The following is a 26,410-nucleotide window of genomic DNA, read 5'->3' as shown; positions in this document are numbered from 1 at the left end:
TCACTCATCTACAGATTATTATCTGCTTCATTACGTTTATTTGATAATGGTTTACAAGGAATAAATAATCCTTGATGAATTGTTTCTAAATTTTCTGGAAAATTAATTTCACATTGTGCTTCGCCACCCCAATGAATAATCATGACTTCATTTGGGTTGATACCACTAACATAGGCATATCCATTATCGGTGACTATTCCCGTTTCTTTTCCTTTCAAATTCGTAATCTGAGCACCAAATGGCGGTGCAGAACCGTCAGACATACGCATTGAAAGCATCATCTTTTCACCAGACAGTACATTAAATTTGCGATAGCCAATCGCACCTTCTGTTAATGTCGCTTGAACAATAGAATCCGTTACTTCGGCATTATTCGGTAATGCGTTTAAATCAACTTTAACTTTACTGCGGTAGTAACTATTTAAGTCAGGAACAACCACTTTACCAAATGCATTTGATGCAATAGGGATACCTCGGTCTGATACAGGGATCTTAGCCACACCATCGGTGTCAATCAGTAAACGAGTTCCGCCAATATTTGAGACTCGGTGAGCATCCGCACCATTTAAAGTCATGGTAAACCCGCCTTGTGCCCCTACCCCAAATGACGTGTAATTATTGTGAATATAGCTGGCATTTGCAGTTAACTTAGTATTATCACCATAATGGGTAATATAGGTGCTTGCGGTTCCACCTTTGTTGGTCGAACCTGCACTGACTTGATAATTGGTTCTATCGGACAATTTGTCATAATAGGTTGCTCGATTAACGGTATCATCACGTGTTGCTTGCAATGAATAACCAATATTTGCACCATTTCCCCAAGGCATTGACGCTGAGATATACAGGCCATCATCATTTGTTTCATTATATTTATTGCGATAAGCCGATAACGAAATATTAATGTTCTTCAGGCTTCCCCAATCTAAGGTTTTTGTCACCATTAAATTGTAGCGATTACTTTCTGGCTTATCCCAATAAGTCTGGTGCGAGTAGTTTAAATAAGCTGTAATTCTCGATTCCCTAAAGTTTTTATTTAAAGAAATCACATACATTTCTTTATTACTACCTTGACGCTCACCTGAATCTTTAACCGTTAAAAAATCGGTTACAGTCATAAAGCTGCGTTCTGAGAATCGGTAACCCGCGAATTGAACTTGGCTATCATAGTCATCAAAACGTTTTGAATAGTTTATTCGATAAGAATTACCCGTGAGTTTTTTATCATTAGGAATATTTGCAATTGAATGCGTAATATCGAAAGATAAGGCACCAAATGCCAGTAAGTCTCGGCCTACACCCACGTTGAATGCATTATAGTCTTGGCTATTTAATGAGCCTGCAAGCAATGACCAACCATTAGTGACACCCCACGACATTTCACCACTCGCAAATGTATCTCCATTGACATGATGATCCATATCCGTTGGACGACCCATCGCTAATTTATATCGAATACTACCTGGTCGAGTTAAATAAGGGATATTGGCTGTTTCAACCTGATATTCTTGAACCGAACCATCCTGCTCTTCGATTCGAACATCCAGTTTTCCCGTCGTCGCATCACTTAAATTTTGGATACGGAAAGGACCCGCAGCGACTTGTTCTTGATAAATAATCCGCCCTTGTTGGCTAACAATCACCGTCGCATTTGTCGTCGCAACACCCGTTATTTCAGGTGCATAGCCACGTAAATTAGGCGGCAACATTAAGATATCAGAGCGTAAGCCAATACCTGTAAATCGAAAACTGTCGAATAAATCCGTGTTAAAATAGTCCTCACCTAAGGTCAATTTCGCTTTAATACTGGTTAACGCTTTATAGGCGTATAGTCGGCTCCATTGAAAATCATGCTCATTTTTACTGTTCGAGCCATTTTCTCGTTGAGCACGTCCCTGCCAATCTCCCCTGAAACGCCATGCACCAAGGTTCACACCTGCGACACCATTTGCTGTCACATTATAGTTGCTATTGTTATCATGAGGCTTATTCGCTCTTGCGTTTATATTGTAGTCTAAAATAGCCCCTGAAACCCCTTCATCCCACAGAGAGGGCGGGTCCCAATTAGCTGTTCTATATTCAAGGTAGGCTTGAGGTATACTCAGATACAATGTTGAGTCAGATAAATCCCCTCGAGCTTGAAAGCCGGGTAAGCTGGATAAATCAAGACACTCATTATTATGCCACCACGTAATTTGCTTCAACGAACTGGCTGTTAACCCTAGCTGTTGGACTTGTTCTGGTGTGATACAAACGAGGCTATCTTCAGGGTCATTCTCTGGCGCATAGAATGAAAACCGTTGCTCAGGTAAAGTTTCTTTATTGACTTGTACTTTGAGGGGATAGGTGCCAGGCATAATATAGCCAGCACGTGAAAATTGCTTAATATCAATGTTTTTTTTGTCTTCTAAATCAAATAACGCCGTATTAAATTGTATAGTATCAGCAGCATATAACTGAGCGGATAATGTTCCAAATGTAATCATTATCGTTGTCGTTATTATGTTTATTTTGTGTTGTTTAAAAAACATAAAAAACATCCCTAAAACACCAATATAATTTCTTAGAATTAATAATAATCGACCTTGAACCTTAATAAGGTTTGGTAATTACCCGCTTTAACAGGATGATAATTGGTGACTAATTGCATTTGATATTTCAGGATCATTGTCCCTGGCGTAATTCCTAATACAGGTAATGGCTTTCCTGGTGTAATGGAATATCCAGATATATCATGCAATGCCAATTGCACTCCTTTTGCTTCACCCGAGAGTGTGAAAAAATCACCTTCAGATGGGCCATCAAAAGTGACTTCGAGTGAATTCCATTCGTTATTATCTTTCGAATATTTTTCCCAACGACAATCAATGAGCTTAATATTGAATTCTTTTATGGGGCCTTTCCCAACTTCACGAATATAGCTTGTTGGAAGCACCCCCATATTAATGGTCTGATCCCTAGACCCAATATCTATTGCGCAGGCAGTATCGACTATTTCGCCATTCATCGTGACTTTTCCCCATCCATGAGATGATGCTGCCATTTGTGGCGAAAGAAATAATGTTAGAAGAAATAGAGAAGATGCTTTTCTTCGCAAATAGATAAATCCTTTCACTTTAACCTCTGACTTAGTTTGGTGATTAATAGAGGAACACAAAGGTATTCCTCTTAAACTAATCAATTAGTTATAAGTTAAGGTAAAGTTAGTTACGCCTTCAAATTTACCTAATGGAATTTTATCAACCGCAACATTCGCACCTTGTACATAAGCGCTATAACGCAATGTATTATCACCCGCTTGTAATTGGTGTTCTTGAGCTGTTGCAACTCCCATATCTAATGCTGCACCATTAGTATCCGTTAATTGAATACCTACGTTGCCAGCAATAGTTGGGTCTGTTGCATCTAAACCTGTTACACCCAATAATTTAGAGTTGAAAGCAGCGCTAGAACCAGAGAATGTGATACTCACTTTATCGTTGTACACTTTGTCATCTGCATCTTTCGGGAATACACAGTCTTCCAATTCAATATTGAATTGTTTAGCGCTAGAAGTACCACCATTCGCTAAAATAGAGTTAGCGATTTGGCCTAACCATACTGTTTGGTCAATAGAATCTGAACTAATTGAGCAAGGTGCATCGATAATTTCACCTTTAAAGGTGACTTTACCATGTCCTTGGTCAGCCAGTGCTGGAGATGCAATAGCGGCAGAAACTAGTGCGGCTAAAAATACTTTTTTCATTTGAACCTCATTTATATATAACAACGTGATGATTACCCGACATGATGTAGGGCATAGTTAGAATTTATTATTTTTAAAATAACTATTTGCTGTATAAAGAATTTAAAATAACTTCTGTTTGTCGATTAAAAATATAATGGTAGTTATCCTTTCCATCGGACAAACACTCACTATTATGAATAAATGAATTAGCACTAGGATGTTTTTCATTTATTTTCAATGATACACTTTCAAAAAATGCACTCGGGCTGATTTCTAGATAGAATAAAATTGAAAATAGCATTCCACAGTTAATGCTACATATTCCTCTTTCATAACGAGATATTTGTTGTTGTGATATCTTTAATTTTTTAGCTAACTCACTACCACTAAGCCCTTTCTCCTTTCTAAGATAGGATAATTCCATGCCAATTTGTTCGGTTAGTATTTTCTGAAAGCTATCTATACTGGTCTTTAATTTATTACTTTTCATATCTCACCAATAAAGCCTTGTGTAATGTGGCAAAACAATCAGAGCTGCTCATAAAACAAACAATTCATTTTTTACATGAAAAAAAACGCAACAAAATAAATCAAAATGTTGCGTTAAATAAGTTTTAGACAAATTGTTTTTTATATAAGAATCGTCAGAATTAAAATCTTTAATATATCTACTAAACTGGTAGAGTTAGATTATTTGACTGGTTGGTTTTATTGCATATAAAAATCATGAATGATAACTTTTTGTTGTTAATGACAATTTTTTACATTAATTAATAATTACCTCTAAAATGCATTACAGTAACAGAATTTTATGCTATTTGATTTTGGTTAGCCTGATAATTATACTTATTAGGTAATTTAAACATTTTGATTTATTATGTTGCGTTGTAGCTTGATTTTTATAGGCATTTTATTCATTCAGTTGATTATCATCGATAATTGATTAATTTTCTTATTACATACTGCGTCAACACATCAAAAACCACAAACTATAGATTTTTAATCTTACAAAAACAAAAAATATAAATTTATCATCTAAAAAACCTCGCTTATAACACGCCATTTAACAGAGAAACTTTATTAGACAATCCAAAATAGACTATCACTGTAAAAGAAATGATTAAAATATGATAACAATTAGTTAACAACGCAAGCGGGTTACTGATACCCTTAATTGGAGTAATTAAATTATGATAATTCAAAAAAAAGAATAGATGAAATTATTAACTAATTTTATTTTTAGAGGTTGGAAAATAAGTCATTTGAACATCTTATTTATGGCTTTAAAAATAATTTTTGCCCTTAATATGCATAAGAATACCTCAGCTTTATCATATCAATTGCCTAAATAACTGAGGTATTCTTGGTGTTTAGTTCATATTATTATGTTTAATGTTAGCTTTATGTTGACACAAGTCATTAAATTGCTTATTTATTCGACCAAATACCGCTAAATCTTTTTTCATTACTAGCAGTATAAATGACAGTATGAGCGATATTTCGATGCCCTAAATAGTCTTGGATTAATCGTGTATCCCTACCTAAATCAGCTAATGCATAACCACATGCGTGCCTTAGCATATGAGGATGAAGCTTTACAGGAAGCCCTGCTATTTTTCCATACTGTTCAAATAAACGATAAATTTGATAACGAGAAATTTGGCTTCCTTTCTGTGAAATGAATAAACAATCTGATCCTGCTGTTTTCCAAGAGTTTCGTTCAACTAGCCATTTTTCAATCACAGTAAACTCTTCGGGAATTATAGGCTGTACGGTAGACAACCCTCCTTTTAGTCTCCTAATAAATATCACTTTCTGCACCAAATCAATATCAGACATTGTGATATGAGTGAGCTCACTCACTCTTAGCCCATGCAAAAAGCTCATTAATAACAAACAATAGTCGCGATTAGGATAGCGACCTTGCTTTGTAGCCTCCAATAAAGAATTAACTTCTGTACGTGTAATAAATTTACGTTTAGTCATTATGATCTCATCTATACCTCGTTATATTTCGCTATATACCAACGATAAATTAACTAAAAATAATAATTTTTTAGAAAATTAAATATAATATGTCAGAAAGGGCAGTGATGATACCGCAATGCAAGCACTTAATCATGATGTCACTAAGACATAAAAGAATAAAATACGATGGATAGTTGAGTGATAAGTTGATTTATAAGGTAGTTATGTTGTTTTCATCACATGGATGATGAACGATAAAGGTAACTTCAAAGGGGCATTAGCCAGCATCTCTTTTCCCTCTCTTTCCCGCAATAGTGTATACTTGCCCACAATAAAATTTATCCACGGTTAATAAATAATGAAAGAAATCGAAAAAACACAAATTAAGCTTCTTAGCGACCGTTTAGACCTTATTCGTCACCAAATGACCAGTATGCAATTGACGAATGAAGCAGAAAAATACGCCGAGCTAGAGAAAGAAAAAGCGACGCTGGAAATTGAAATCGCTCGTCTAAAAGAGGTACGTAACAAAAAATTAAGTAAAGAAGCGCAAAAATTGGTTGATATGCCATTCAAACGCCCTATTACGAAGAAAGAACAAGCTGATCTTGGTAAGCTGAAAAAAACCGTGCGAGGGCTGGTCATTGTCCATCCCATGACGGCATTAGGTCGTGAAATGGGGCTGGATGGTATGACTGGTTTTTCTAAGACTGACTTCTAGTGAGAGAAGCCCCTCTTTAACATACTTTGCCAATTTATGATTTACTGCCTAAGCGCTCTAACTCTGAACGTAATACAGCAGTAGATAAACTCTATTTTCATGCTAAAGATATCAATTGAAGTCAATGACTCAGTCGTTAAAATCACCCTCAATAAGCTTAAGTATTATCATTGGGCGAATATACATGTCATGTAACTTCATTGATAATCGAGTAAACAATGTAAACTCTAATAGTTAACCGCTATAGCAAAATTCATCATAGCTAGTAGTAACGGCAATTATCATACTCTACGAAAAATGAAAAGAAGAGAATTTAAATAGAGAAACTATTAAACCCGAATAAAACTCATATAAAATCTAAGCTTTATGTTATAGAGGACTACATTAATTCTAAAAACATCTATAACTCTTTCATTCTATTTAACACTCTAAAATGTAAAATGTATATACTATTATGTTAGTTAAAAAGACAAACGATACTAAGAATAATCTTACCCTAATATAAAATCAAAATAACCCTAACGTTATAGTTTTTACTGTAATTAATTTAAAATGTAACAATATTATTATGAAACAAAATATAATAAATACGTACTTATATGTAACAAAATGTTTTTTATTTAATACGTAAGTTGTAATGTAAATAAATAAATTATAGTCCTGCTCGAAATTAACAACATAATATCGAATCAAAAAAAAACCATAAAATCATATTGTTATGTTCTTTAAATAGTAGTTAAAGTCACATTTTGATCCGAATAACCGATCAATAACAGCATTTTGATAGGGTTAGCCTATCAAAGTTAACTAATCGATCGATATAAACATCTTTAAATAAATAAAAATAAAAGCTAGATTAAATGAAAATTAAATCAGTAAGAAATTATAACTTCACTAGTTTAATTAAATAAATTATTGAGGAATTTATTATGATTAGCACCCAAAAAAATTTCATTGTAAAAAATATAAACCTAGAAATTGGTGATTTTATAAGAAAAACCAGACTTAAAAATGGATTAACTGGTGCACAATTAGGTAAATTAGTAGGAGTAAGTCAACAGCAAATATCACGATATGAACGAGGTTCAAATGGCCTATCATTACCAGATTTGATATTTATTTTATCAATTATGAATGCATCATTTTCAGATTTTGTTTCATACTCATCCTATTTGAAATGAGAGAAATAAAATTTTAGTAATGAGTAAACACTACATTATCAAATAATAATACATTATTCATATTCCTGTATAATAAAGAAATTTATATAGCAAAAACTCTTTCTTATACAGATATACTTATCTGTGTTAGTCAATGAAATTAATATAATTCCATTCTCAAAAACATAAATATTAACATCTTAACAATGATATTAGGAAATAGTATGAAACATAACAAATATATGTCTGTATTAGTAGCAGCAATGTTAACAACGTCATTTGCTTCAATTGCAGATACTAATACTGGTACTGTTACTTTCAAAGGTGAAGTTCGCGATACGCCTTGTAACTTAGATGCAGGACAAGGTGGTACTGCTACAATTGTTGATTTTGGCCAACTATCATTAAGTCAATTAAATGATGGAGATTCAAAGTATAAAAACTTCGATTTAAATCTGAAAGGCTGTAAATTAACATCAATTGATAACAGCGATCCACAAAATCCAACTACAGTAACTAAAACAGCAACTATTACTTTTGATGGTGTAAGTAAAATTGCAGGTCAAAATCTTTTAGCAACTACAGGCAGTGCTGCAAACGTTGCTGTAGGTATTAAAGATATTACTTTTGGTACTCCTGCTAACTTAAATTTGCGCGATGGTGACAATACATTAACTTACTCTGCTTTTGTTAAAAAAGCAGGTGCTGCTGCTGTAACAGCGGGCGATTTCACAACTATTTCTACTTTCGAAATCGCATACCAGTAAGTTATATACACTCCTTCACTATTATGTGGAGGAGTATATTACCTGAAAAAGAATATTATTATGAAAAACTTGTTAATTATTGCCACTTTTTTTGCTCATTTTTTTAGCATTCCAGCATTTGCAGCAATGAATTGGGGACAAGCAACAGTTAAAGGTGAAATATTAGCCTCGGGTTGTTCAATGCAACTAACAAGTAAAGATCAAATTATTCAATTTGGTGATTACCCTTTAAGTAGAATTAAAGATAAAAAGATAATCAAACCATTTAAAATAATATTAAAAAACTGTCAGCTATCAAATTCTTATTTTGAGAATGAGAAATCACCTATAAGAATAAAATTTTCAGGTTCAGTAACAAGCAACTTTAATGGATTTAAATTTAATGATGCCGATGGTTTGGCTATTTATATATTAAACGGAAATAACATTGTCAAGCCTAATGAATATTATCCCATTTATGATTTAAAAAGAGTTGCAGGCAAAACGAAATCAGTCAATGAACAACAATTAAACTTTTTATCTGAAATTGTTGTTGATGATGGGCTTAGGCCACAAGTAGGAGAATTTTCAAGTATCATTACATTTGATATTGATTACTATTAATTTAATGAGTATTTACGATGTTATCAATAAAAGAAAAAATGACCATTTTAATGGTGTCGATGCTTTTTTTTAACAAAGTATCCTATTCTGTAGAGTTCAATACAGATATACTTGATAGCACAGATAAAGCGAATATTGACGTATCAAGGTTTCAAAATCCAAATTTTATTCTTCCTGGAACTTATTTTTTTAATATAATTATTAATAGTACTCAATTAACTCAATCGGCCTCTCCTATTAAAATTATAGCTAATGATAATGATGATTCTGTGAGTGATATATGTATTGATAAAGACTATATTAATAGTTTAGGCCTTAAAGAAAAATATGTGAAAGAACTGACCTATTGGAATAACGGGGAATGTATTAATTTCTTGGCTTTGAAGGGTGTTAGTGTTACTCCTAATTTACCTGAGGGAACGGTAATCATAAATATACCTCAATTATATTTAGAGTATATGGATGTAAACTGGTTACCCAAAACCCTTTGGGATGAAGGGATCAGCGGGTTATTATTAGATTACAATGCCAACTATCAATATAGCGATAATGACAGTTTAAAAAATCAAATTGCATCGATCAGTGGATATCTTGGTGCTAATATGGGTGCTTGGCGTTTACGAAGTGAATATTATGGTAATTATCAAAGACAAGAGTCAAATAGCCAAACATCAACAATTCGTAATTTTTTATTTAATGCAATTTATTTATATAGAAATATTAAAGCATTAGATGCTAAATTAGTCGTGGGTGAAAGTACAACACCATCACAGATACTAGAACCTTTTAGATTTACAGGATTATCTTTATTTACAAACGATTCAATGTTACCTCCTAGACTAAGAGGATATGCTCCTGAAATTACAGGAATAGCTAAAACTAATTCTCGCGTTGTTATTACTCAATTAGGAAGGGTAATATATGATGGCAATGTACCTGCTGGTCCATTTAAAATTCAATCATTGAATAGTGGTACTCGTGGTGAATTACACGTAAAAATTATTGAGCAAGATGGATCTGAACAACAGTTTATTGTTAATAGTTCCAATGTGCCTTATTTAACTCGTCCTGGAACTACTCGATATAATGTAACTGCAGGGCAACCAATTAAACGAGACCATTCAGTATATAGAGGTGTTTTTTTCTTCAGAGGAGAAGTCTCACATGGTTTAAATAATAATTGGTCATTAAATGCAGCCTCAGATATAAGCCAAGGTTATCAACAAGTTTCATTAGGCTTTGGCCGATTTATGAATCAGTTTGGTGCTTTATCTGTAAATATAGCTCGCTCTTTTTCGCAGTTAGATCATGATAGTCCATCAGGTAACTCATATAGTATTAATTACTCTAAAACTTTTGATGATTACGATATGGATCTAACTTTTGCGGGGTATCGTTTTACTGATAGAAAATTTTATACTATGTCTCAATATTTAGATTTAAGAAATAATAAATTTATTGATAATGAAAAAGAACGCTATCAAATAAGTCTTTCAAAGCGTCTAGGTGAATTTAATATAAATTTAAATTATCAATTACAACAGTATTGGGATCGAGGTCAAACTCATCAATACGGCCTAAATATAGGTAAAAGCGTTAATATTCCTTATTTAAATTTACAAGGAGGAAGTATAACGCTATCAGCAAATAGAAGTTATTACCAAAATAAATATGATGACCAAATTAGCTTGATGCTTTCAGTTCCATTTGGCAAGCAGTTCTACACTTTTGACACAATGAAATATAATGACACCTATAATTCGCGTGTTTCTGTATCTACCTTAACTGAGGATAATGATTACTATAACTTAAGCGCATCAACAAGTTATGGTAAGGATGCTAAAAAACAAAGTACGCTAGCTGGTATGTATGATTTATCAACTCGTTATGCGTCTTTAAATAGTAATATTTCAATCTCAGATAAAGGTGATTCTAGCTTAGGTATGGGGTTAAATGGTGGTGTAACATTAACACAGCATGGTATTGCTTTACATAGCTCATCATATTCATCTGCAGCTAGGTTAATGATAGATACAAATAATATCGCTGATGTTCCTTTAAATAATGGTTCAACAGTAACAAATGGAATAGGGATCGGAGTTATTCCGAATATGACCAGCTATTACAAAAATAGCTATAATGTTGATATGAGTAAATTACCAGATAATATTGAGTCATCAAATACGATATATGATATTGCATTAACAGAAGGTGCAATTGGATACAGAAAAATAAGTGCAGATAAGGGATTCAAATTATTTGCAACTATTAAAATGGCAGATAATTCAGGTTCTCCTCCATTTGGTGCTCAAGTACTAAATGAAAAAGGTAGAGAAGTCGGGATAATTAGCGATAACGGATTAGTATGGTTAACAGCTGTTCAATCTGAAGAAAGGCTAAATATCAATTGGTCTAATAAAAATCAGTGTAATACAACATTACCCAATTTAGATAATGCAAACCAAATTATTTTAATTTGCAAAAAGTAGAGAATTTTATGAAAAATAAATTTTTATTACTTCCGCTATTATTGGTAGCACAAAATAGCATAGCGGCAGTATCTCTTGATAGAACCAGAGCAATAGTAGAAGGTGATTCTACCCCTGTAATTATTAATATCGAAAACCAGAGTGACACCTTGCCATATTTAGCTCAAGCTTGGATTGACGATAAAGATGGAAATAAAATTACAACAGGACCATTAATTGCGACACCGTTAGTTCAGCGCTTAGAACCGAATATAAAAAGCATGATTAGAATTTCAACTACGGATGTATCTAAATTACCTAAAGATAGAGAGTCCATTTATTATTTTAATTTAAGAGAGATACCACCGAAAAGCGATAAGCCAAACGTAATGCAAGTTGCATTACAATCAAGAATTAAATTATTTTATCGCCCAGAGCCTATTTTAGATAAAGCAAAAACTGATTGGGCCTTAGATCTAGAGCTGAATACAGTAAATGATGGGTATATTATTAAAAATACCTCTCCATTTTATTTAACGGTCATTGGGTTAGCGGGTGACAAAAACAAATCTGAAAATGGCGCATTTGATTCATTTATGATTGACCCTTTTGGAAGTCATCAAGTTAAAAGTACACATTTCCAGAAACCGTACTTAACCTACATAAATGATTACGGTGGTAGACCAACTGTTTCCTTTAACTGCAAATCATCAGTATGCAAAGCTGATAGTCAACAATAGCCAGTTATAAAATGAGGGTACAATGAAATATTTTTCTGTAGTATTTTTCTCACTTTTTATTTCATTAAGCAGTGTAGCTAGTCAATATGATGAAAATCGTTCTTTTCCATCACATGATGTAACATCGGCTATTAAAATGGATAGTTTAAGTGGAAAACTGCATTTTAAAGTAGGATTAATGTACTCTCCGTGCGTTATTTTGGATGATGAATATAATAACGATATTTTTTTTATTGAACTAGAACAATGTTTAGTAAATAATCAAAATATTAAAATACCTTTACAAGCCAAGGCTAAATTGATCGAAAAAAACAACATAACAACTACAGTATATGATATTTATCATCCACTTTATTCTGGTAAAAACATACTTTATATACAAAATAAAAATACTAAAGGCAGCTCAGCTATCATGGAGTTAAATTATGATTAAATTCATATTTTCCATATTAATTATTACTATGACTCCTATTGCTTTTTCGAGTGATTTGCTTATTAATTTCAATGGAAATCTAATTGATAAAAAATGTGAAATTAAACAGTCAGAGATAACCATTCAATTCATTCCTTATTCACTAGGTTATATTGAGGTTAATGGCAATATTTCAGATAAAAAACCATTAAAAATTGAATTTGAAAACTGTACGCCTACTATGATGGATAAAATAATAAAAATTTCATTATCTTCTACAAATATATATAAACAAAATGGAATTGATTATTTAACAACACAAGGAGGAACAGGTCTAATCGTTGGTCTTGAGAGCCTTGATGGCGAACTAATTTCGTTTAATCAACCACTTGAGGTTAGAGTGAGTTCAGAAAATAAAGCAGAGTTAGTACTGAATACATATCTAAAAAAAGGTGACGTTGCTAGACCAGGAACCGTACATGGAACTGCAAGCATTATGGTTAATTATAACTAATAATAGGAAGTTATATAATGAAAATAAGAAAGTCGCTCTTATTATTATTACTTTTTTCTAGAGTAGTAACTGCTGCTGATTTTAATAATGGCCGTGCTGATGTAAAAATTAATATTACAGCAACTATAGTTGCTCCTGTTTGTACTATTTTAGGTGAAAATAATGAATCACCATTATTTATAAATTTTGATAATGTTGACTTCTCTGAAGTTGAAAATGGAACAGCCTATAAGGATATTCAGTTAAAATATAACTGTACAGGAAGTTCAGTTCCAGCTAATAAAGTTATGAACTTGTATCTATATCCAACTAAATATGGTGTCTATACACAAGTTGGTAACAACGTATTACGAACATCAAAGAATGGACTGGGAATCTCTTTAACCAAGAGTAATGCTAATCTTGATTTAAATAAATGGATTCCTTTTGGTAGTAATGAGCTACAAGGCTCATTTATCCTTCGAGCTTCGTTAATTACCCCCAATAAATTACTATTAACGGAAGGTAGCTTCGATAGTACTGTTGCTATCCTAATGAGTTATTTATAATTTGGATTATATTTTATGATGAAAACCGTTTTTTATTTGTTACCTGCTTCACTACTGGCTATTTCTAGTATTAGCAATGCTGGTGATCCAGATGACTGGACAGTCATGGGGTATAGTGGTACTCAATTTACAGCTGATACAACTTGGACGGGCGCTAACTTTAATGGTGTCAATTTAACGTTAAGAGCTAAGCTAAGTAGTATGGGAGGAAAAATGACTGAGTATGCATGGGGATCTCGTGCATGTCCTCCATACGGGAATTCACCTAATTCAACTAATATGCAATATGTGATTGCACCAAATACAGTGGATTATGTAGATCCTATTACCAATGAAAAATTTACTTTTAGAATTTTATTACCCCAATCATTAGGTACAATCAATGGATATCCAAATACACAATATGCACAGATAGGGCAAAGCTCAGGTAATGTTGGCCGTGCAACCTGTTCGCGAACCCCTTATACGCCACAATCATTTAGTGGAGAAACTCCTATTACATTAATCAGTAATACTAATCTCCCAATTAGAAATACACCGCATATTATTAAAGTAAACACGACTTTATTTGGTGTCAGAAACCCAAATATACCAGCTAAATGGTTAAGTTCTGTTGCGCTTATCCAACCTAAAAACTCAGCTGTACTTACTTTTAATGTAACCGTTATTAATACTTGTCGTGTAGATAAGACTCAACTAGATTTTAATTTTGGTTCTTTACCACAATCAATAGCTGATGGAGTAAATCTAACTAAAAGTGTAACCGTTAGCTGTACTTATCCTGGAAATATTAAAGTAACTTACCAGCCCTCAAAACCTATTGATAGTGCAAATCCAACTCGTACAAGTTTAGATTTAGGAAATGTGTCATCTGGTTGGTACGGTGAGTTGGCAGTTGATGGTAAAAAGCAATTAATCACGACACTTCAAAGTATTACTAATAAAACACTAGATATAGGAATTACATTAGGAAAAAGTAGATCCAATGTATCTTTTGGCAACATCAGTGGTGGTGGGGTCTTAATTTTTGAGTATATTTAATATTAACTTATTTAACATACTTTAATTTTTAAATAATTAAAAATATGCAGAAGTATATAATACAAGTGTTTTTAGATAAAAATCGAACCTGTAGATAATTTTATATCAGCATAGTTCACTTTTATGGTAAATTCATGCCTGTTAAATACCCAAAAAAAATTACCCGATGATTTTTTAATCGGGTAACGAACAACACTATTTAATAATTCTATCATGTTCGTAGTATAAATTTCTTTACGTATATCGATAAGTTAATAAAACAGGATTCTTAAATTAGGGCGGTGTTAGTTATAAGCCCCTCTATTTTGTGTGTTTATATTTAATATTATTTATCAAATATATCTAAATCTGCATTGAATTTAAAGGATTTAATTGCCTTCAATGGAGGTATATTGAACTTGAATGGCTATTACAGGAGTCGTATTTAATAGGTAATGACGTTGATATTAAATGGGTTTACTTAGTTGGATAAATAGCATTGCCCTCATTAATGCCCTCAAGACAAAAATCATACCTAAATTCATAATCTGATTAAGAGGTTAATGAGTGAGTTGTGGGTATGGTTATTATACAAAAACAATATTTTTAACTAACTCACATCTAGTAATCATAACCCATCATAATACACAGTAGATTATACGTTTCAAAAAATCATATAATCTACCTGCATACTCACTATTTTTCTCTTAATAGTATTTCGGTTATTTCATTCGCTCTTTAAACGAAGCCTATTAAGGTTATCGCCTCGCTCAGACGAGGCGCTTGCTTATGAAAACATACATGGCCAGTTGGTTATAATAATTCTCTATACTTTTCTCAAGATTTTCATGGCGCGATAGGAATATTATCCTAAAAAAATTGCCAATACCAATCCATGATAGTACCTAACAACTACTTATAAATAGGAAAGTAAGCACTAGGAAGTTCAACAAAATAGAACTTTTTGGTATTTAACCTTATTTTTTATTGTATTGTGACTCTTAAAATCCCTGCTCCTTGAAATGAGCCTGTTTTGGTTTTATCGTCAGGGTGAAATGTTGAATTAATAAGGTAGTCTTTTTTCCCTGTGACTTTCTCCTCACTGATTGTTTTTCCATCGCTAAATTGTAACTCACAATCTCCTTCACCACATTTAGTGAAGTTAGCACTTTTCCCTGTGGGTTTATTTGTCCCAATTAATTCCATTTTTACTGGCGTTGATGCACTGCAAGAGATACTGTAATTTGTTACGTTACTTTTATAGCTAGACTCATCCCCTAATGTAATATCATGAGTTAATTGCAGTTGGTTACTGTTGAAATCACACTTAGATTTTACATCAATAATTAATGTAAATGAATCACGTCGGCCAAGGCCTCCTACGATTAAATTGGGCACATCTGCTGAGGGGCCTTTCTCTTCAGGAGTTGTAAATTTATTTTCTTCAAACGCATAGTAATAGGCCACGGGAACCCTATAGATCCCTGGAGCGAGGTTACCTTGCGATAAGGTTGCTGTTATTCTTGCACTACGCCAATGAAAGTCTACAGGTATCATTGAGCCAAGAGTCCAACAGCCCCCGACATCGGTCTTAATTGTAATTTGGTTTATCTTGGAAATATATCCTGAAATTTGCGACTGTGCTGGATAAGTCCAACTGTTATAAGAGTCGATATTCAATGAAATAGGGACATTATTTACGTACACTCTATTTTGCATAATAAGCCAAGCGGTTTTTTCTTGGGTTGCACTTAATTTGTCATTAGTTCCTTTACATCTTGTATAGACACTTCTTGCATTATAAAGGCCATTCAGCCCACCAGACATTATTGATGATGCAGAGGTAGTCATATCATTATAATTAATCAACATATCGTTTGTTTTTACTGGACTTGTCATTGTCCAAATAAAATGGCGATAATCCCCAGCAATACTGGTGACAGGGAAAAATAATATGTTTAATAAAATTAAGATAAAAAAATGAGGTTTAAGTATCATGTCAATTCCAAGTCATTATTAATTGTAGGTGATGACTATTTTTGCAGTAGATTCAAATTTACCCGGTGCTAAATTACTAGTATTTAATGCATAGGGAACTGCAGTTATAGAAAAGATCCCATTTTTTTGACCTTTTCCACTTAATCCATTAATAATTTCATTTCCTAGGCTGTTTATATTGTTTCCAATAATAAGCGGGTAAGTATTATTAACTGAATTTCCTTGATATAAAGCAATCCCTAACCCTGTATTTCCTTTAGTATTTAATACATTATTAGGCGCATTCGCTAATTTATCACCGACAACATTGATATAAGGCTTTCCTTGGTAATATTGGCAATCAATAGATATTTCTTTAGTGATTGAGTTATCATGGTTATTAACTTTATCTATTTGTACGGTTTTAAAGTTAAAAATAATTTTTTCATTCTTATTAATAATACAAGGTGGTACTTTGACAGTACCTGATATTTTTATTGGAACATCAACAGCAAGGGAAGAGAAGGTGCAGAAATAAAGTATACCAACCCAGAATTTAAAATATTTTTTAATGATATCCATTATTCATACTCCACAGTAAAGGTTACTGAGGCTAAAAAATCACCTGTCTTTGCATCTCCGGATTTAGGCTTACGAACAAAAACACCAAAATTAAGTTCTTGTGTATTTCCTACTTCAGGCACGATACCAAAGTTAATTTGTTGATTCCAAACAATTAAAGAATCATCTTTATCTGTTATCCCCAATAAAACACCGCTATCACCCTGCGTATTTAAAAAAGAATCACCATCAATATTGGTTAATTTATTACTTTTCCATGTTAACTTGATTATTTTTTTTAAATCTGTTTCGCTGCATTTTTCAATAAAAATTGAAAAAGGTTCTGTTGCGCTCGGTATTCCTTCATTAATTGTCTTTAAGCGTAGGTTATAAATTTTTATTTTTTGATTTAAAGATTCGGTTGTAACTTGACAAGCTGTATTGACAAGCTCACCGCGAAACTCCATATCAAGTCCTTCCTCGCTATAAGCTAATGCAGGGAAAGTGAATAACAAGAGATAAAATACCCAATTCAATCGGCTTTTTCTATTCATAGCTCACCTCAAATCTTAAGGTATTGTGGTAATCAATTTGCTGTGGTAAGGCTATTTTATTATCACCGTTTGTTAAATAAGTGAGATAGCTTGGGTAAAATAACGATTTTTCGGTATCGTAAAATTGTAAGGTGACAGGGGTATGTACAGCTGAATTGATTAAATTAAGATCATCAAATGCACTACCAGCACCACAATTTGTCAGCGTGACCTCTTTTGCACCGCGTATACTTAGGTTACAAGCTGTATTCATCAATTGCGCGTATACTTGAATCTGGCCGTAACTGATTGAGTTAGTTGGCAAGCTAGCAGCGACATGTTTTATGCTAGAAAGAAAACACAGTACTATCATGATAATAAACAGTCCTAGAGGTGTTTTTCGCGGGCTGCTCATGTTTGTTTTCCTTATTAATATGCTAGCTTTCACTCAATGTTACTCCTCTCCAGAAACAGTACAGATTGAACCTTGGCATTGAAATACGAGCGTAGGTTTACCACCATAATCATTAATATAAGTTAGATAAGGCGTTGATAATGATGGTGATATAATGTCGTGGTCAGATTTTGGTGGCACCATGACAACATTAAACGCATTTTTTTCTGCTTGATTTTTGCTATTGCCAAAGCCAATCACAGTTAAGTTGAATGGGGTGGTATTATTGAGACGATAGCCATTAGCGATTTTTGTTAAAGTGACTTTATGTGCCCACTTAGTTTCTGATTCCGATAAAATGCTTTTTGGGCGATAAAATAATTTCACTCGGGATTGCAATGCGATTTGCAATATATTTCCGTCATTCGATTTAGGTGGCACTTCGCGTAAGTTAAAATAAAAAACAGATTCTCTATCTTGCGGTAATTTGCTCAGCTCAGGCGTGGTGCTTAAACGGACCAAACTGTTACTCGTCGGCTCAATGCGCTGTAATGGCGGTGTCGCTAAAATTGCGCCTTTAGTCAATTTATTCCCTTCAATATCTTCAATCCAGCTTTGTGCAAGATAAGCTTCTTCTGGATTATCATTTGTAATGGTGACATTAATTGATTTATCGGATGCAGGAAAAATAATTCGTGTCCTATCCAATGTCACAGCGCTGTGTGCGCTAACGGATAAAAATACTGTCGTAAGCAGAAAAAAGGGAAATACCCACGAACGTAAAAACAAACTCAACATAATAAACCTCATAAATAAATTAAATGTGTGCAGCTAATCCGAATGGTTTTAAATAGATTCGAATAGTTATTTCTTTATTGATACACAGGGCAGTAACAACATATTGGTTGATGTATCTAAATTTTCAGGAAGTGACAATTGGCACTGTGCTTGCCCTCCCCAATAAACAAGTAAATTTTCCTTAGGCGATATTCCCACTAACCAAGTCACACCATCTTCCCCGACAATGCCTAATTCAAGGTTATTGTGGTTGCGAACACTGGCACCAAATGGCGGCGTTTTATCATTGCCCAATGATAAAATAGCGAAGAGTTTTTCTCCTTTCATTACGGATAAACTCCGGTAGCCAATCGCACCTTTTGTGAGAGTGATGTCCGTTGATGCCCCCAACGTTTCTAAATTATCGGGCAATTTACTGGTATTAATTGATGCGTTAGCTTTACGGTAACTGCTAACATTAGGGATAACAGCTAAACCGAATCGATTCGTTTTTATCGTGCCATTATCGAGTGGCACATCACCAACACCGGGAGTTTCAATCATTAATCGAGTATCTCCACTTGAACCTCGGTGCAGTGCAGCACCATGTGAAGTCGCGGTTATCCCACTATTAATAGACAGACCAACACTGCGATATTGTTGAGGGACATAGCTTGCATTTGCTGAAATATTAGCTTGGGAGAGATCTCGGGAGTAATAACCACTGATGCTCGATTCGCTATCATATAATTGCCCATGGTTATAACCCACAGTGACATTGTAGCTATCACGATCGTTATAGCCGCTATAACTAGCGCTATGGTTATGTTGGTTATACTCTCCCGTCTTAGTATAAGATTCAGACAATGACACACTGTGACCGTTATAAAGTGGAATACTTAAATAAAGGTTCACTGCATCATCTTTATAGCCACTGTCTCGCTCAGTGCGAATTGCAGATAACGATATCGTCGCATCTTGCTGGGAAAGTGCAGGAAGACTGATATTGGTACTTGCATATAAGCCATATTGCATTTGTGATTTGTCATGCCAATACGTGCTATATTGATAATTCAGTGAAAAATTAAAATTATCGAAATATTTATTCAAATAGATTTGATAATTTTCTTTTGGTGCACGAGAGACATAACCTGAACTGACTTCATCCATAAATTGGCTGAGTGTTCGGTAGTTTTTATCTGCGAAGCGATAACCCGCAAAGGTAATATCTGTGCGTAATGCATCAAAAGATTTTGAGTAATTTAACCTATATGAGCGGCCTTGCAGGGTTTCTTGAGTAAAGCGTGCAACTGACTGTGTCACATCGAATGACAGTGCCCCAAACGCGAATAGGTCTCGCCCAATACCAATAGCAGCGGTTTGGTAATCAGTATTAAGTTGGGAGCCACCATAAAGTGACCATTCATTTGATAAACCATATGATAATTCCCCACCTGCAACAGGGTTTCCTGTTAGCTGATGACCGCTAAGTCGCGTTTTACCTGCAACAAATTTATAAATGAGTCGCCCTGGACGGGTTAAATAAGGTAGTGAGGCCGTATTTAAACTGAATTTCTTTTCTTCACCGTTTTCTTCACGGACGGTGATATCCAAAACCCCACGAACTCCACTATCCAGTGTTTGGATACGGAATGGCCCAGGTGGTACGGTTGTTTCTAACAGAACACGTTCTTTGCTGCGAACAATAACTGTTGCATTGGTATTTGCAACCCCAATAATTTCTGGGGCGTATCCCACCAGTTTCGGGGGTAGCATACGGTCATCACTTTCTAATGAAAGTCCGGTGTATTGCCAAGACTCAAAGACGTTAGAATAAAAATAGTTTTCACCTAACGTCAAAATAGCCGATAAAGACTTAATAGAAGTAAATGCATACAAGCGACTAAAATCAAATTGCTTTGTTTCTTGTGATGATTGGCGATTTCCTTGCTGCTTCTGGTAAGTGCCATTATAATCACCGCGAAAACGCCAAGCGCCTAAATTTATGCCAGCGGTTCCACTCGTCGAAGCATAAGTGCGTTTGCTTCCTGTATTTTCTTTTGTGACAGAAATGTTTGCACTGTAGTCGATTAAGGCACCATTAACACCCTCTTCCCATAATGCAGGTGGCACCCAGTCAGGATCACGATATTCCATCCAAAACTGAGGGATTGTCATTTTTAAGGATAATGTTGCGAGTTCAATTTTTAGTTGGACTCCTGTTAGGGCTGATAAATTCAAGCACTGGTCATTATTCGAAAGATGGACTTTTTCTTTTGCTGTCTCTTTTAGCCCAATGAGATCAAGCAAATCAGCAGGTAGACACGTTGTTTGTAGCAAGGTTTGCTCGGGGGTGCTTTGTTCAAAAACCGTAATATCCCGAGGTGCGCCTAAACGCTGCCCATTAACAAAAATAGTTAGGACATAATTATCTGGGGGGACATACCCCGCGACAGCAAATTGGCTCATATCGACGTTTTGGAGATCTTCAGCATCTAATACATCCGTATTAAACTCTGAGGCATAAGCAGTCAACGTGCTAAAGTTTAATGCCACTAAGATGGCCAGCCCAACTTTACAATATGTGAACTTCATGCTTATACCACTCCGAGAACAACAAGAAATACTAGCCAATGCAATAGGATTGACTGTTTTTATCTTTGTTTTATTGATAATCGATGAAAAAACGAATTAACCCTTGATAACGGCCTGCTTGGAGAGGCTTTCCCGTTAGCTCAAGTTGTAAAAAATAGCGAAGCACAAGTGATTGTCCTGCCTTACCTTGTCTTAATACGCTGCCGAATAGTGAATAGCTTTCCCCAGGGATTAAGGCTTGCATTGTGCTGTCAAGAACAGAAACGCCTAGTCCTTCAGAGGGGCCTTGTAAGACAAAAGCATTCATCTGGTTTGCACGATGGCCATCAAAACGTATTACCCATGTTTTGCTATCAAGAGAGGAAAACAGGCTACCGCAATTACTTAATTCAATCTCAAAAAGCTGGTTGCGTTCTTCTCGGGATACCTTTGTTGATAATAAATTCAATGCTAATGATGAAAAATTTACCGTTTGAAAACGATCTTTCATCATAATCGAACAAGGTGTCGCTATAACGCTGCCAATCATCTGAGTCGTTCCTTCATGTCGTACCCCTATGTCCTTTTCTGCAAATACGGTGAAGCATCCACAAAAATAGATGAGTAGAACAGGCACAAATTTTCGAATATCAAATAGATAAGTAAGCACTTTGTTTTCCTTTATATGCATTAAGTAGCCGCCAAAAATTGGCGGCTATTCAAAGTGCTTACTGATAAGTAATACGGAAGTTTGAAACAGCGGTAAATTTACCTTCTGCAACATCTTTAGTTTTATCAATTGCTTTAGCTAATGCTTTGAAAGATAAAGTCACATCGCCATCAGTGTTACCGGTAGGTAATACATCTTTTGCAACACCAAATTTGAAGCCATCAATCACGATACCTAAGTTATTTGCGTTACCTGTTGATGTAGAAAGCATTTCACCGCCATTCACATAGTTTTGGCCAGTAAATACTAAGTCCATGGTTTTAACACCAGCAGCATTACCGCTTTCGCTATCAACTTCGCCGAAATTAGCGAAATCACAACCAGTTAATTTAATATCAAAGTTTGCTTCTGCCGCTTTACCGCTTTGTAAGGCTTTGCGAGATAATTGGCCGAAATCAACAGTTTGTTTTAATGATGATTGTTGGATGTTACATGGTGTATTCACAACTGAACCAACAAAATCAATTGTTCCTGTGTTATCAGCCATTGAGCTAAATGGAATAACAGATGCAGCAAATACAGTAGCAACAGCTAATTGAGATAATTTCATTATTATTTCCTTAATATGTAAATAGATTTAATATATTGAACGCTTACTAATATCAAATGACAAAGTCACTCATAAAATGGGAAAGGTTTCCCTTGCCTAGACTTAAAGAAAAGGCGACTAATAAATAGAAGGCTAACCTTCTAATTTAAATTTTTTAATTAAAATTGTTTCTAATGGTAACTTATTTTTAATTTTTCTTATTTAATCAGAACGATCAGCCATTACCTTGAAAAGTAATTCCGACCAATTTCTATCTAATGCAATTAAAAAATTTCAACATCTCGACACTAATTATTGTAATACCAAGTTCATAGAGAGAAACCTGCTGCTAACTTAAATGAACTAGATAACCAACTTGATTGAAGAATAATGATTTTTTACGGGTATACCTTAAAAACAAACCAATATATTTTCGTAAATAGCCTTTAATTTTCATTGTAATAGGCTCCAATTCATTAAGCTTTAACACATGGTGTTGTATGATTTTTATTCATCAAAAAAATAGCTAACATCAACATTAAAATAAATTGAAATAATCATTATTTTTGATGTTGATATATCACTTTGACCATTCTCATACCGAGATAATTGTTGTTGCGATATGCCAATAACCTTAGCTAAATTAGAGCCACTTAAGTTATATTTCAATCTAAGTTTTTTTATTTTTTTTCCAATGTTTTTTGATACGACATTAACTATGTTATCTCTATCACTTAGAATAGAAAGTGAATTGAAAATTTCATTTCTCATTAAAGCACCATTGACGTTGACGTATTAAATGAAATAAGACACCAATCGTTTAACTCAATATAGGATACAAAAAATCTGAGTTAAACCAAAACAAAAAAATAAATTAATTATTTAAAAAAATTAGCTACAAAGTTAATAGGTATTTTTTTACTAATTAAGGTTGTTAAAAATAAAAAGGTATAAAAAAACAATTATTAAACAACAATATACAAATAACCATGTTAAATTTTTGTTAATAAAACCCTCAGGCTTTACTTACGCTAAATATTGTAAGGAATTGTAACTCCAATAAAAATAAGTCGCTATATGGCTAGTTATTTAGTGATTATTTAAATGTAGCCACCACTTTTTCTAGTTTTGGGTCGAGTATTCAATGTATTAATTTGGTTAAATGTAATGTTCTCTTTCAATGAAAGTACCAATGATTTTGTCAATCATTTCAACAGTTCTTGAATACCTCTATATTTTTCTGTTCAGCCTTTTTATCTTGTTTCTTAAGTTCAAATTTTGATGTTTTATTCCCTGTGTAAATCGTTTACCAATCGAGTGAGTTTCCCTTGGTAATAACTGGTATGCTAGGTAATTATCGGTACACCAAAACTGAATATCAAACTTAGAAAGCCACCTTAATAATTTTTGCTGGCTCTTACGGCTCCTTGAGCCCAAGACATGCGCCACTATATGTTTTAACTGAAGTGACCAGACATACCATAACCATCGTTGCCGCTGCTACAATAGCCATAAGAGTTTTATTTAATTTCACTGGGTAAATCCTCAACTAAGTCGTAATTTAAAGAAAAAATTAAAAAGAAGCCCTGTGATTAAATATTAATAACAATAGAATTAAATTTTAGATACGAACTATAGCTAAATTTACCTAGATAAAACCACTATATATTTATGAATACGGTAATTAAATCTTTTTGTCTTTTGAACTCTAGCTCACATAAATACTATAATTACTCACATAGGCTGTAAAGCAGGAGAAATCTATCGAATATACCAAGTTTAATAGTCAGTTATTTCTTGTCATATTTATTCATACTACAATTATTTTTACCCGATAAAAATCAATAGGTTAAAAATAATGTGTTATTAATTCATACTTAACAACATTTCTTTCACATACATCAACCATTACTTTTTTGCAATTACTTACACTTGTTACGCGTGTTAATAATTTCATCTAACTAAACCGCCCCCTTAAATCTCCAGACAGTTGGTGTCATTTGACTTATTGATAATCTTAATACTCGTTTTTAGGCTAGTTCTTGAAAAATGAGATGAACGCATCCCAACTATTTGAGAGCGGTGAAGGGTTCGGCTGATGAGGTGAAGATCCTCACACACTTCTGACATCATTGTGCCCAGTACGAAATGAATAAAGCTCCCTAATGACTAGAGGGCCCACAACATGAAATCCCCCGTTGTCGCCGATATCGCAAAACATCTTATACAGGTTCACTTCATTGAAGAACATATAGGTGAAGTTATCGATAAATAAAGCACGGTACCCTGTTGGAACACTTTAGCAATCATAAGCCTAGCCTTATCGGTACTGATGGGCTAACCAGCTTTCCTGATGCTATTAACTGTATCTATCCTCAAACGAAAGTTCAGTTGTGCGTCATTCACAAAATCCGCAACTCAATAACCTGATTTACGCTTTCCTTACTGATTGGTTTTCTATGGTCATTACGGCCTATAAACACAAGCTCATAACACTCTGATAGTAATTTGAGTGAATTAAATAGCTCGATAACCTGCTTTGATAACGGTACAACATGCGGTCGCTTTATTTTCATTACTTCAGCTGGTATCTCCCAAACCCCTTTTTCTAAATCAATATCCTGCCAACGAGCAAAGCGGAGTTCTTGCGTTCTAACAGCCGTTAGCAAAATAATTTCAGTCGCTGTTTTGGTGATGATACTGCCAGTGTAACCAGCTAAATCTTTTAGGAAATATGGCAGTTCTTGATTTGTTAAGAATGGGAAGTGTTGCTTTTTAGGTGGAGTTAGAGCAGAAGCCAGATCAGGAGCTGGGCTATATTGCGCTCGACCCATAATAATGGCATAGCGAAAGACCTCACCGCAGCGCTGGCGGACTTTGCGCATCTTCTCTAAGGCTCCGCGTTTTTCCATCTTATGTAAGGTTTCAAGTAGCTCTAGGGGTTTAATCTCTGCTATCGGATGCTCACCAATATAAGGAAAGATATCCTTTTCAATAGTATCAATAATTTCATCACGATAACGTAGTGACCAGAGATCTGCTTTAGAAGTGTGCCATTCACGAGCTACTGCTTCAAAGGTACTTTCAGAGGCTAAATGTTTTTATTTACTTGAACTTTATTTTGAACCAGCAATTTTTTCGTGCATCAGCTAATGAAACTAGTGTGTCCCCCCTCCATCGGTCATTTTATAGGGGGTTACCATTGGCCTTGAGGCCGCTACCTGGCAGGCGTAAAGCTTCATTGTGGGGGCATCCAAAAATAGGGGAAAATTATGCCCCCAATTTTGCCCCCAAACAGGGGTAGAAACCAGTAAACAAGGGGAGAATCAGACAGACTTCGAGATGATTAATCTTATTGATTTAAAAGGGAAATATAGACTTTGGGAGAAATTTAGAAACTGCGTTTGGCGGAAGATCACAGGAGTCGAACCTGCCCGGGACTGCTGGCAGCCCCAACTGGATTTGAAATCCAGCCGCCTCACCGGAGACGACGATCTTCCTCTATAATCTATAGATTGGAGCATGATTATAGACTGAATCCATTATTTTCTAAAGCATTGAAACTGCAACTATCACCTTTATTGATAAAAGCTAATAAAAACCCCACTTATTGATAAGCGCTGATAAGAAAAAACGTTATCTTGATATTGAGGTTTACATTTCTGCCCCCATATACTTTCTTATATT

At 34.3% G+C, this 26,410-nt stretch carries 25 protein-coding genes, 1 tRNA gene and 2 pseudogenes; 11 read left to right on the top strand and 17 right to left on the bottom strand.

The features are described 5' to 3' along the window. Positions 1 to 8 precede the first annotated feature (8 nt). From RB151_RS00765 to RB151_RS00745, 5 genes are all read right to left on the bottom strand, one after another. Positions 9 to 2,540 (bottom strand): outer membrane usher protein, encoded by a 2,532-nt coding sequence (locus RB151_RS00765; protein WP_081363924.1) that lies wholly within the window; start codon positions 2,538 to 2,540, stop codon positions 9 to 11. A 29-nt stretch (positions 2,541 to 2,569) separates the two neighbouring features. Next, positions 2,570 to 3,097 (bottom strand): fimbrial protein, encoded by a 528-nt coding sequence (locus RB151_RS00760; protein ID WP_237071501.1) that lies wholly within the window; start codon positions 3,095 to 3,097, stop codon positions 2,570 to 2,572. An 84-nt stretch (positions 3,098 to 3,181) separates the two neighbouring features. After that, on the bottom strand, positions 3,182 to 3,745 hold the full coding sequence (locus tag RB151_RS00755) for a fimbrial protein (RefSeq protein WP_042848561.1): 564 nt from the start codon (positions 3,743 to 3,745) through the stop codon (positions 3,182 to 3,184). A gap of 82 nt (positions 3,746 to 3,827) precedes the next feature. Next, positions 3,828 to 4,217: a helix-turn-helix domain-containing protein gene (locus tag RB151_RS00750; RefSeq protein WP_042848562.1), complete on the bottom strand. Its 390-nt coding sequence runs from the start codon at positions 4,215 to 4,217 to the stop codon at positions 3,828 to 3,830. Positions 4,218 to 5,155: 938 nt separating this feature from the next. Beyond that, the gene (locus RB151_RS00745) at positions 5,156 to 5,713 is read right to left on the bottom strand and encodes a tyrosine-type DNA invertase (protein WP_042848563.1); all 558 of its coding nucleotides are present in this window, start codon (positions 5,711 to 5,713) and stop codon (positions 5,156 to 5,158) included. A gap of 340 nt (positions 5,714 to 6,053) precedes the next feature. On the opposite strand from RB151_RS00745, the gene RB151_RS00740 reads away from it, so the two are divergent. From RB151_RS00740 to RB151_RS00695, 10 genes are all read left to right on the top strand, one after another. Next, the gene (locus tag RB151_RS00740; RefSeq protein ID WP_042848564.1) at positions 6,054 to 6,416 is read left to right on the top strand and encodes a YibL family ribosome-associated protein; all 363 of its coding nucleotides are present in this window, start codon (positions 6,054 to 6,056) and stop codon (positions 6,414 to 6,416) included. Between the two features lie 929 nt (positions 6,417 to 7,345). Then, positions 7,346 to 7,597 (top strand): helix-turn-helix domain-containing protein, encoded by a 252-nt coding sequence (locus RB151_RS00735; protein WP_042848568.1) that lies wholly within the window; start codon positions 7,346 to 7,348, stop codon positions 7,595 to 7,597. Positions 7,598 to 7,800: 203 nt separating this feature from the next. Next, positions 7,801 to 8,343 carry a fimbrial protein gene (locus RB151_RS00730; RefSeq protein ID WP_042848569.1) on the top strand — a complete coding sequence of 181 codons (543 nt, stop codon included), beginning with the start codon at positions 7,801 to 7,803 and terminating at the stop codon, positions 8,341 to 8,343. Between the two features lie 60 nt (positions 8,344 to 8,403). After that, positions 8,404 to 8,946 carry a fimbrial protein gene (locus RB151_RS00725; protein WP_042848570.1) on the top strand — a complete coding sequence of 181 codons (543 nt, stop codon included), beginning with the start codon at positions 8,404 to 8,406 and terminating at the stop codon, positions 8,944 to 8,946. Between the two features lie 17 nt (positions 8,947 to 8,963). Further along, complete coding sequence (locus RB151_RS00720) at positions 8,964 to 11,435, top strand: fimbria/pilus outer membrane usher protein (RefSeq protein WP_042848571.1); 2,472 nt, start codon at positions 8,964 to 8,966, stop codon at positions 11,433 to 11,435. 8 nt (positions 11,436 to 11,443) lie between these two features. Next, positions 11,444 to 12,154, top strand: coding sequence for a fimbrial biogenesis chaperone (locus tag RB151_RS00715; RefSeq protein ID WP_042848572.1), 711 nt, complete (start codon positions 11,444 to 11,446; stop codon positions 12,152 to 12,154). Between the two features lie 22 nt (positions 12,155 to 12,176). Beyond that, the gene (locus RB151_RS00710; protein ID WP_042848574.1) at positions 12,177 to 12,587 is read left to right on the top strand and encodes a hypothetical protein; all 411 of its coding nucleotides are present in this window, start codon (positions 12,177 to 12,179) and stop codon (positions 12,585 to 12,587) included. After that, positions 12,580 to 13,080 (top strand): fimbrial protein, encoded by a 501-nt coding sequence (locus tag RB151_RS00705; protein ID WP_048605549.1) that lies wholly within the window; start codon positions 12,580 to 12,582, stop codon positions 13,078 to 13,080. The genes RB151_RS00710 and RB151_RS00705 overlap by 8 nt, the downstream gene beginning before the upstream one ends. A 17-nt stretch (positions 13,081 to 13,097) precedes the next feature. Beyond that, positions 13,098 to 13,628 (top strand): fimbrial protein, encoded by a 531-nt coding sequence (locus tag RB151_RS00700; protein WP_208292499.1) that lies wholly within the window; start codon positions 13,098 to 13,100, stop codon positions 13,626 to 13,628. A 15-nt stretch (positions 13,629 to 13,643) separates the two neighbouring features. Further along, complete coding sequence (locus tag RB151_RS00695; protein ID WP_048605551.1) at positions 13,644 to 14,669, top strand: hypothetical protein; 1,026 nt, start codon at positions 13,644 to 13,646, stop codon at positions 14,667 to 14,669. A 963-nt stretch (positions 14,670 to 15,632) separates the two neighbouring features. Here RB151_RS00695 and RB151_RS00690 read toward each other — a convergent pair. The 10 genes from RB151_RS00690 to RB151_RS24570 all read right to left on the bottom strand — a co-directional run bounded on the left by RB151_RS00690 (position 15,633) and on the right by RB151_RS24570 (position 24,172). After that, complete coding sequence (locus RB151_RS00690) at positions 15,633 to 16,646, bottom strand: hypothetical protein (RefSeq protein ID WP_042848580.1); 1,014 nt, start codon at positions 16,644 to 16,646, stop codon at positions 15,633 to 15,635. Between the two features lie 18 nt (positions 16,647 to 16,664). Beyond that, the gene (locus tag RB151_RS00685; RefSeq protein ID WP_042848581.1) at positions 16,665 to 17,207 is read right to left on the bottom strand and encodes a fimbrial protein; all 543 of its coding nucleotides are present in this window, start codon (positions 17,205 to 17,207) and stop codon (positions 16,665 to 16,667) included. Continuing rightward, positions 17,207 to 17,740, bottom strand: a complete 534-nt coding sequence (locus RB151_RS00680) for a fimbrial protein (RefSeq protein WP_042848582.1) — start codon at positions 17,738 to 17,740, stop codon at positions 17,207 to 17,209. The genes RB151_RS00685 and RB151_RS00680 overlap by 1 nt, the downstream gene beginning before the upstream one ends. Beyond that, positions 17,733 to 18,134: a hypothetical protein gene (locus tag RB151_RS00675; RefSeq protein WP_048605554.1), complete on the bottom strand. Its 402-nt coding sequence runs from the start codon at positions 18,132 to 18,134 to the stop codon at positions 17,733 to 17,735. The genes RB151_RS00680 and RB151_RS00675 overlap by 8 nt, the downstream gene beginning before the upstream one ends. 39 nt (positions 18,135 to 18,173) lie before the next feature. After that, positions 18,174 to 18,911: a fimbrial biogenesis chaperone gene (locus tag RB151_RS00670; RefSeq protein ID WP_048605555.1), complete on the bottom strand. Its 738-nt coding sequence runs from the start codon at positions 18,909 to 18,911 to the stop codon at positions 18,174 to 18,176. 66 nt (positions 18,912 to 18,977) lie between these two features. After that, the gene (locus RB151_RS00665; RefSeq protein ID WP_071547574.1) at positions 18,978 to 21,485 is read right to left on the bottom strand and encodes a fimbria/pilus outer membrane usher protein; all 2,508 of its coding nucleotides are present in this window, start codon (positions 21,483 to 21,485) and stop codon (positions 18,978 to 18,980) included. A 70-nt stretch (positions 21,486 to 21,555) separates the two neighbouring features. Further along, positions 21,556 to 22,134: a fimbrial protein gene (locus RB151_RS00660; protein ID WP_220129034.1), complete on the bottom strand. Its 579-nt coding sequence runs from the start codon at positions 22,132 to 22,134 to the stop codon at positions 21,556 to 21,558. 58 nt (positions 22,135 to 22,192) lie between these two features. Then, on the bottom strand, positions 22,193 to 22,744 hold the full coding sequence (locus RB151_RS00655; RefSeq protein WP_042848585.1) for a fimbrial protein: 552 nt from the start codon (positions 22,742 to 22,744) through the stop codon (positions 22,193 to 22,195). 486 nt (positions 22,745 to 23,230) lie between these two features. Next, complete coding sequence (locus RB151_RS00650; protein ID WP_042848586.1) at positions 23,231 to 23,494, bottom strand: helix-turn-helix domain-containing protein; 264 nt, start codon at positions 23,492 to 23,494, stop codon at positions 23,231 to 23,233. A 459-nt stretch (positions 23,495 to 23,953) separates the two neighbouring features. Then, the gene (locus RB151_RS24570; protein WP_423810732.1) at positions 23,954 to 24,172 is read right to left on the bottom strand and encodes an IS1 family transposase; all 219 of its coding nucleotides are present in this window, start codon (positions 24,170 to 24,172) and stop codon (positions 23,954 to 23,956) included. Between the two features lie 882 nt (positions 24,173 to 25,054). On the opposite strand from RB151_RS24570, the pseudogene RB151_RS24565 reads away from it, so the two are divergent. Beyond that, positions 25,055 to 25,147, top strand: a pseudogene (locus RB151_RS24565) (transposase); the annotation flags it as partial. On the opposite strand, the pseudogene RB151_RS00640 reads toward RB151_RS24565, so the two are convergent. Both RB151_RS00640 and RB151_RS23265 read right to left on the bottom strand, forming a co-directional pair. Further along, positions 25,138 to 25,806, bottom strand: a pseudogene (locus RB151_RS00640) (tyrosine-type recombinase/integrase); the annotation flags it as partial. The pseudogenes RB151_RS24565 and RB151_RS00640 overlap by 10 nt on opposite strands. Before the next feature lie 322 nt (positions 25,807 to 26,128). After that, positions 26,129 to 26,223: transfer RNA gene (locus RB151_RS23265), tRNA-Sec, on the bottom strand. Positions 26,224 to 26,410: the final 187 nt, after the last annotated feature.

Source organism: Providencia rettgeri, assembly GCF_001874625.1.
In the GTDB taxonomy this organism is placed as follows: Bacteria; Pseudomonadota; Gammaproteobacteria; order Enterobacterales; family Enterobacteriaceae; genus Providencia; species Providencia huashanensis.
The sequence above is the reverse complement of the archived record's forward strand: the minus strand, read 5'-3'. Positions and strand labels throughout refer to the sequence as shown.

Coding starts and splice junctions, on each gene's coding strand:
- RB151_RS00765 (WP_081363924.1), bottom strand. CDS start 2,540: ATGTTTTTTATGTTTTTTAAACAACACAAAATAAACATAATAACGACA.
- RB151_RS00755 (WP_042848561.1), bottom strand. CDS start 3,745: ATGAAAAAAGTATTTTTAGCCGCACTAGTTTCTGCCGCTATTGCATCT.
- RB151_RS00750 (WP_042848562.1), bottom strand. CDS start 4,217: ATGAAAAGTAATAAATTAAAGACCAGTATAGATAGCTTTCAGAAAATA.
- RB151_RS00745 (WP_042848563.1), bottom strand. CDS start 5,713: ATGACTAAACGTAAATTTATTACACGTACAGAAGTTAATTCTTTATTG.
- RB151_RS00740 (WP_042848564.1), top strand. CDS start 6,054: ATGAAAGAAATCGAAAAAACACAAATTAAGCTTCTTAGCGACCGTTTA.
- RB151_RS00735 (WP_042848568.1), top strand. CDS start 7,346: ATGATTAGCACCCAAAAAAATTTCATTGTAAAAAATATAAACCTAGAA.
- RB151_RS00730 (WP_042848569.1), top strand. CDS start 7,801: ATGAAACATAACAAATATATGTCTGTATTAGTAGCAGCAATGTTAACA.
- RB151_RS00725 (WP_042848570.1), top strand. CDS start 8,404: ATGAAAAACTTGTTAATTATTGCCACTTTTTTTGCTCATTTTTTTAGC.
- RB151_RS00720 (WP_042848571.1), top strand. CDS start 8,964: ATGTTATCAATAAAAGAAAAAATGACCATTTTAATGGTGTCGATGCTT.
- RB151_RS00715 (WP_042848572.1), top strand. CDS start 11,444: ATGAAAAATAAATTTTTATTACTTCCGCTATTATTGGTAGCACAAAAT.
- RB151_RS00710 (WP_042848574.1), top strand. CDS start 12,177: ATGAAATATTTTTCTGTAGTATTTTTCTCACTTTTTATTTCATTAAGC.
- RB151_RS00705 (WP_048605549.1), top strand. CDS start 12,580: ATGATTAAATTCATATTTTCCATATTAATTATTACTATGACTCCTATT.
- RB151_RS00700 (WP_208292499.1), top strand. CDS start 13,098: ATGAAAATAAGAAAGTCGCTCTTATTATTATTACTTTTTTCTAGAGTA.
- RB151_RS00695 (WP_048605551.1), top strand. CDS start 13,644: ATGATGAAAACCGTTTTTTATTTGTTACCTGCTTCACTACTGGCTATT.
- RB151_RS00690 (WP_042848580.1), bottom strand. CDS start 16,646: ATGATACTTAAACCTCATTTTTTTATCTTAATTTTATTAAACATATTA.
- RB151_RS00685 (WP_042848581.1), bottom strand. CDS start 17,207: ATGGATATCATTAAAAAATATTTTAAATTCTGGGTTGGTATACTTTAT.
- RB151_RS00680 (WP_042848582.1), bottom strand. CDS start 17,740: ATGAATAGAAAAAGCCGATTGAATTGGGTATTTTATCTCTTGTTATTC.
- RB151_RS00675 (WP_048605554.1), bottom strand. CDS start 18,134: ATGAGCAGCCCGCGAAAAACACCTCTAGGACTGTTTATTATCATGATA.
- RB151_RS00670 (WP_048605555.1), bottom strand. CDS start 18,911: ATGTTGAGTTTGTTTTTACGTTCGTGGGTATTTCCCTTTTTTCTGCTT.
- RB151_RS00665 (WP_071547574.1), bottom strand. CDS start 21,485: ATGAAGTTCACATATTGTAAAGTTGGGCTGGCCATCTTAGTGGCATTA.
- RB151_RS00655 (WP_042848585.1), bottom strand. CDS start 22,744: ATGAAATTATCTCAATTAGCTGTTGCTACTGTATTTGCTGCATCTGTT.
- RB151_RS00650 (WP_042848586.1), bottom strand. CDS start 23,494: ATGAGAAATGAAATTTTCAATTCACTTTCTATTCTAAGTGATAGAGAT.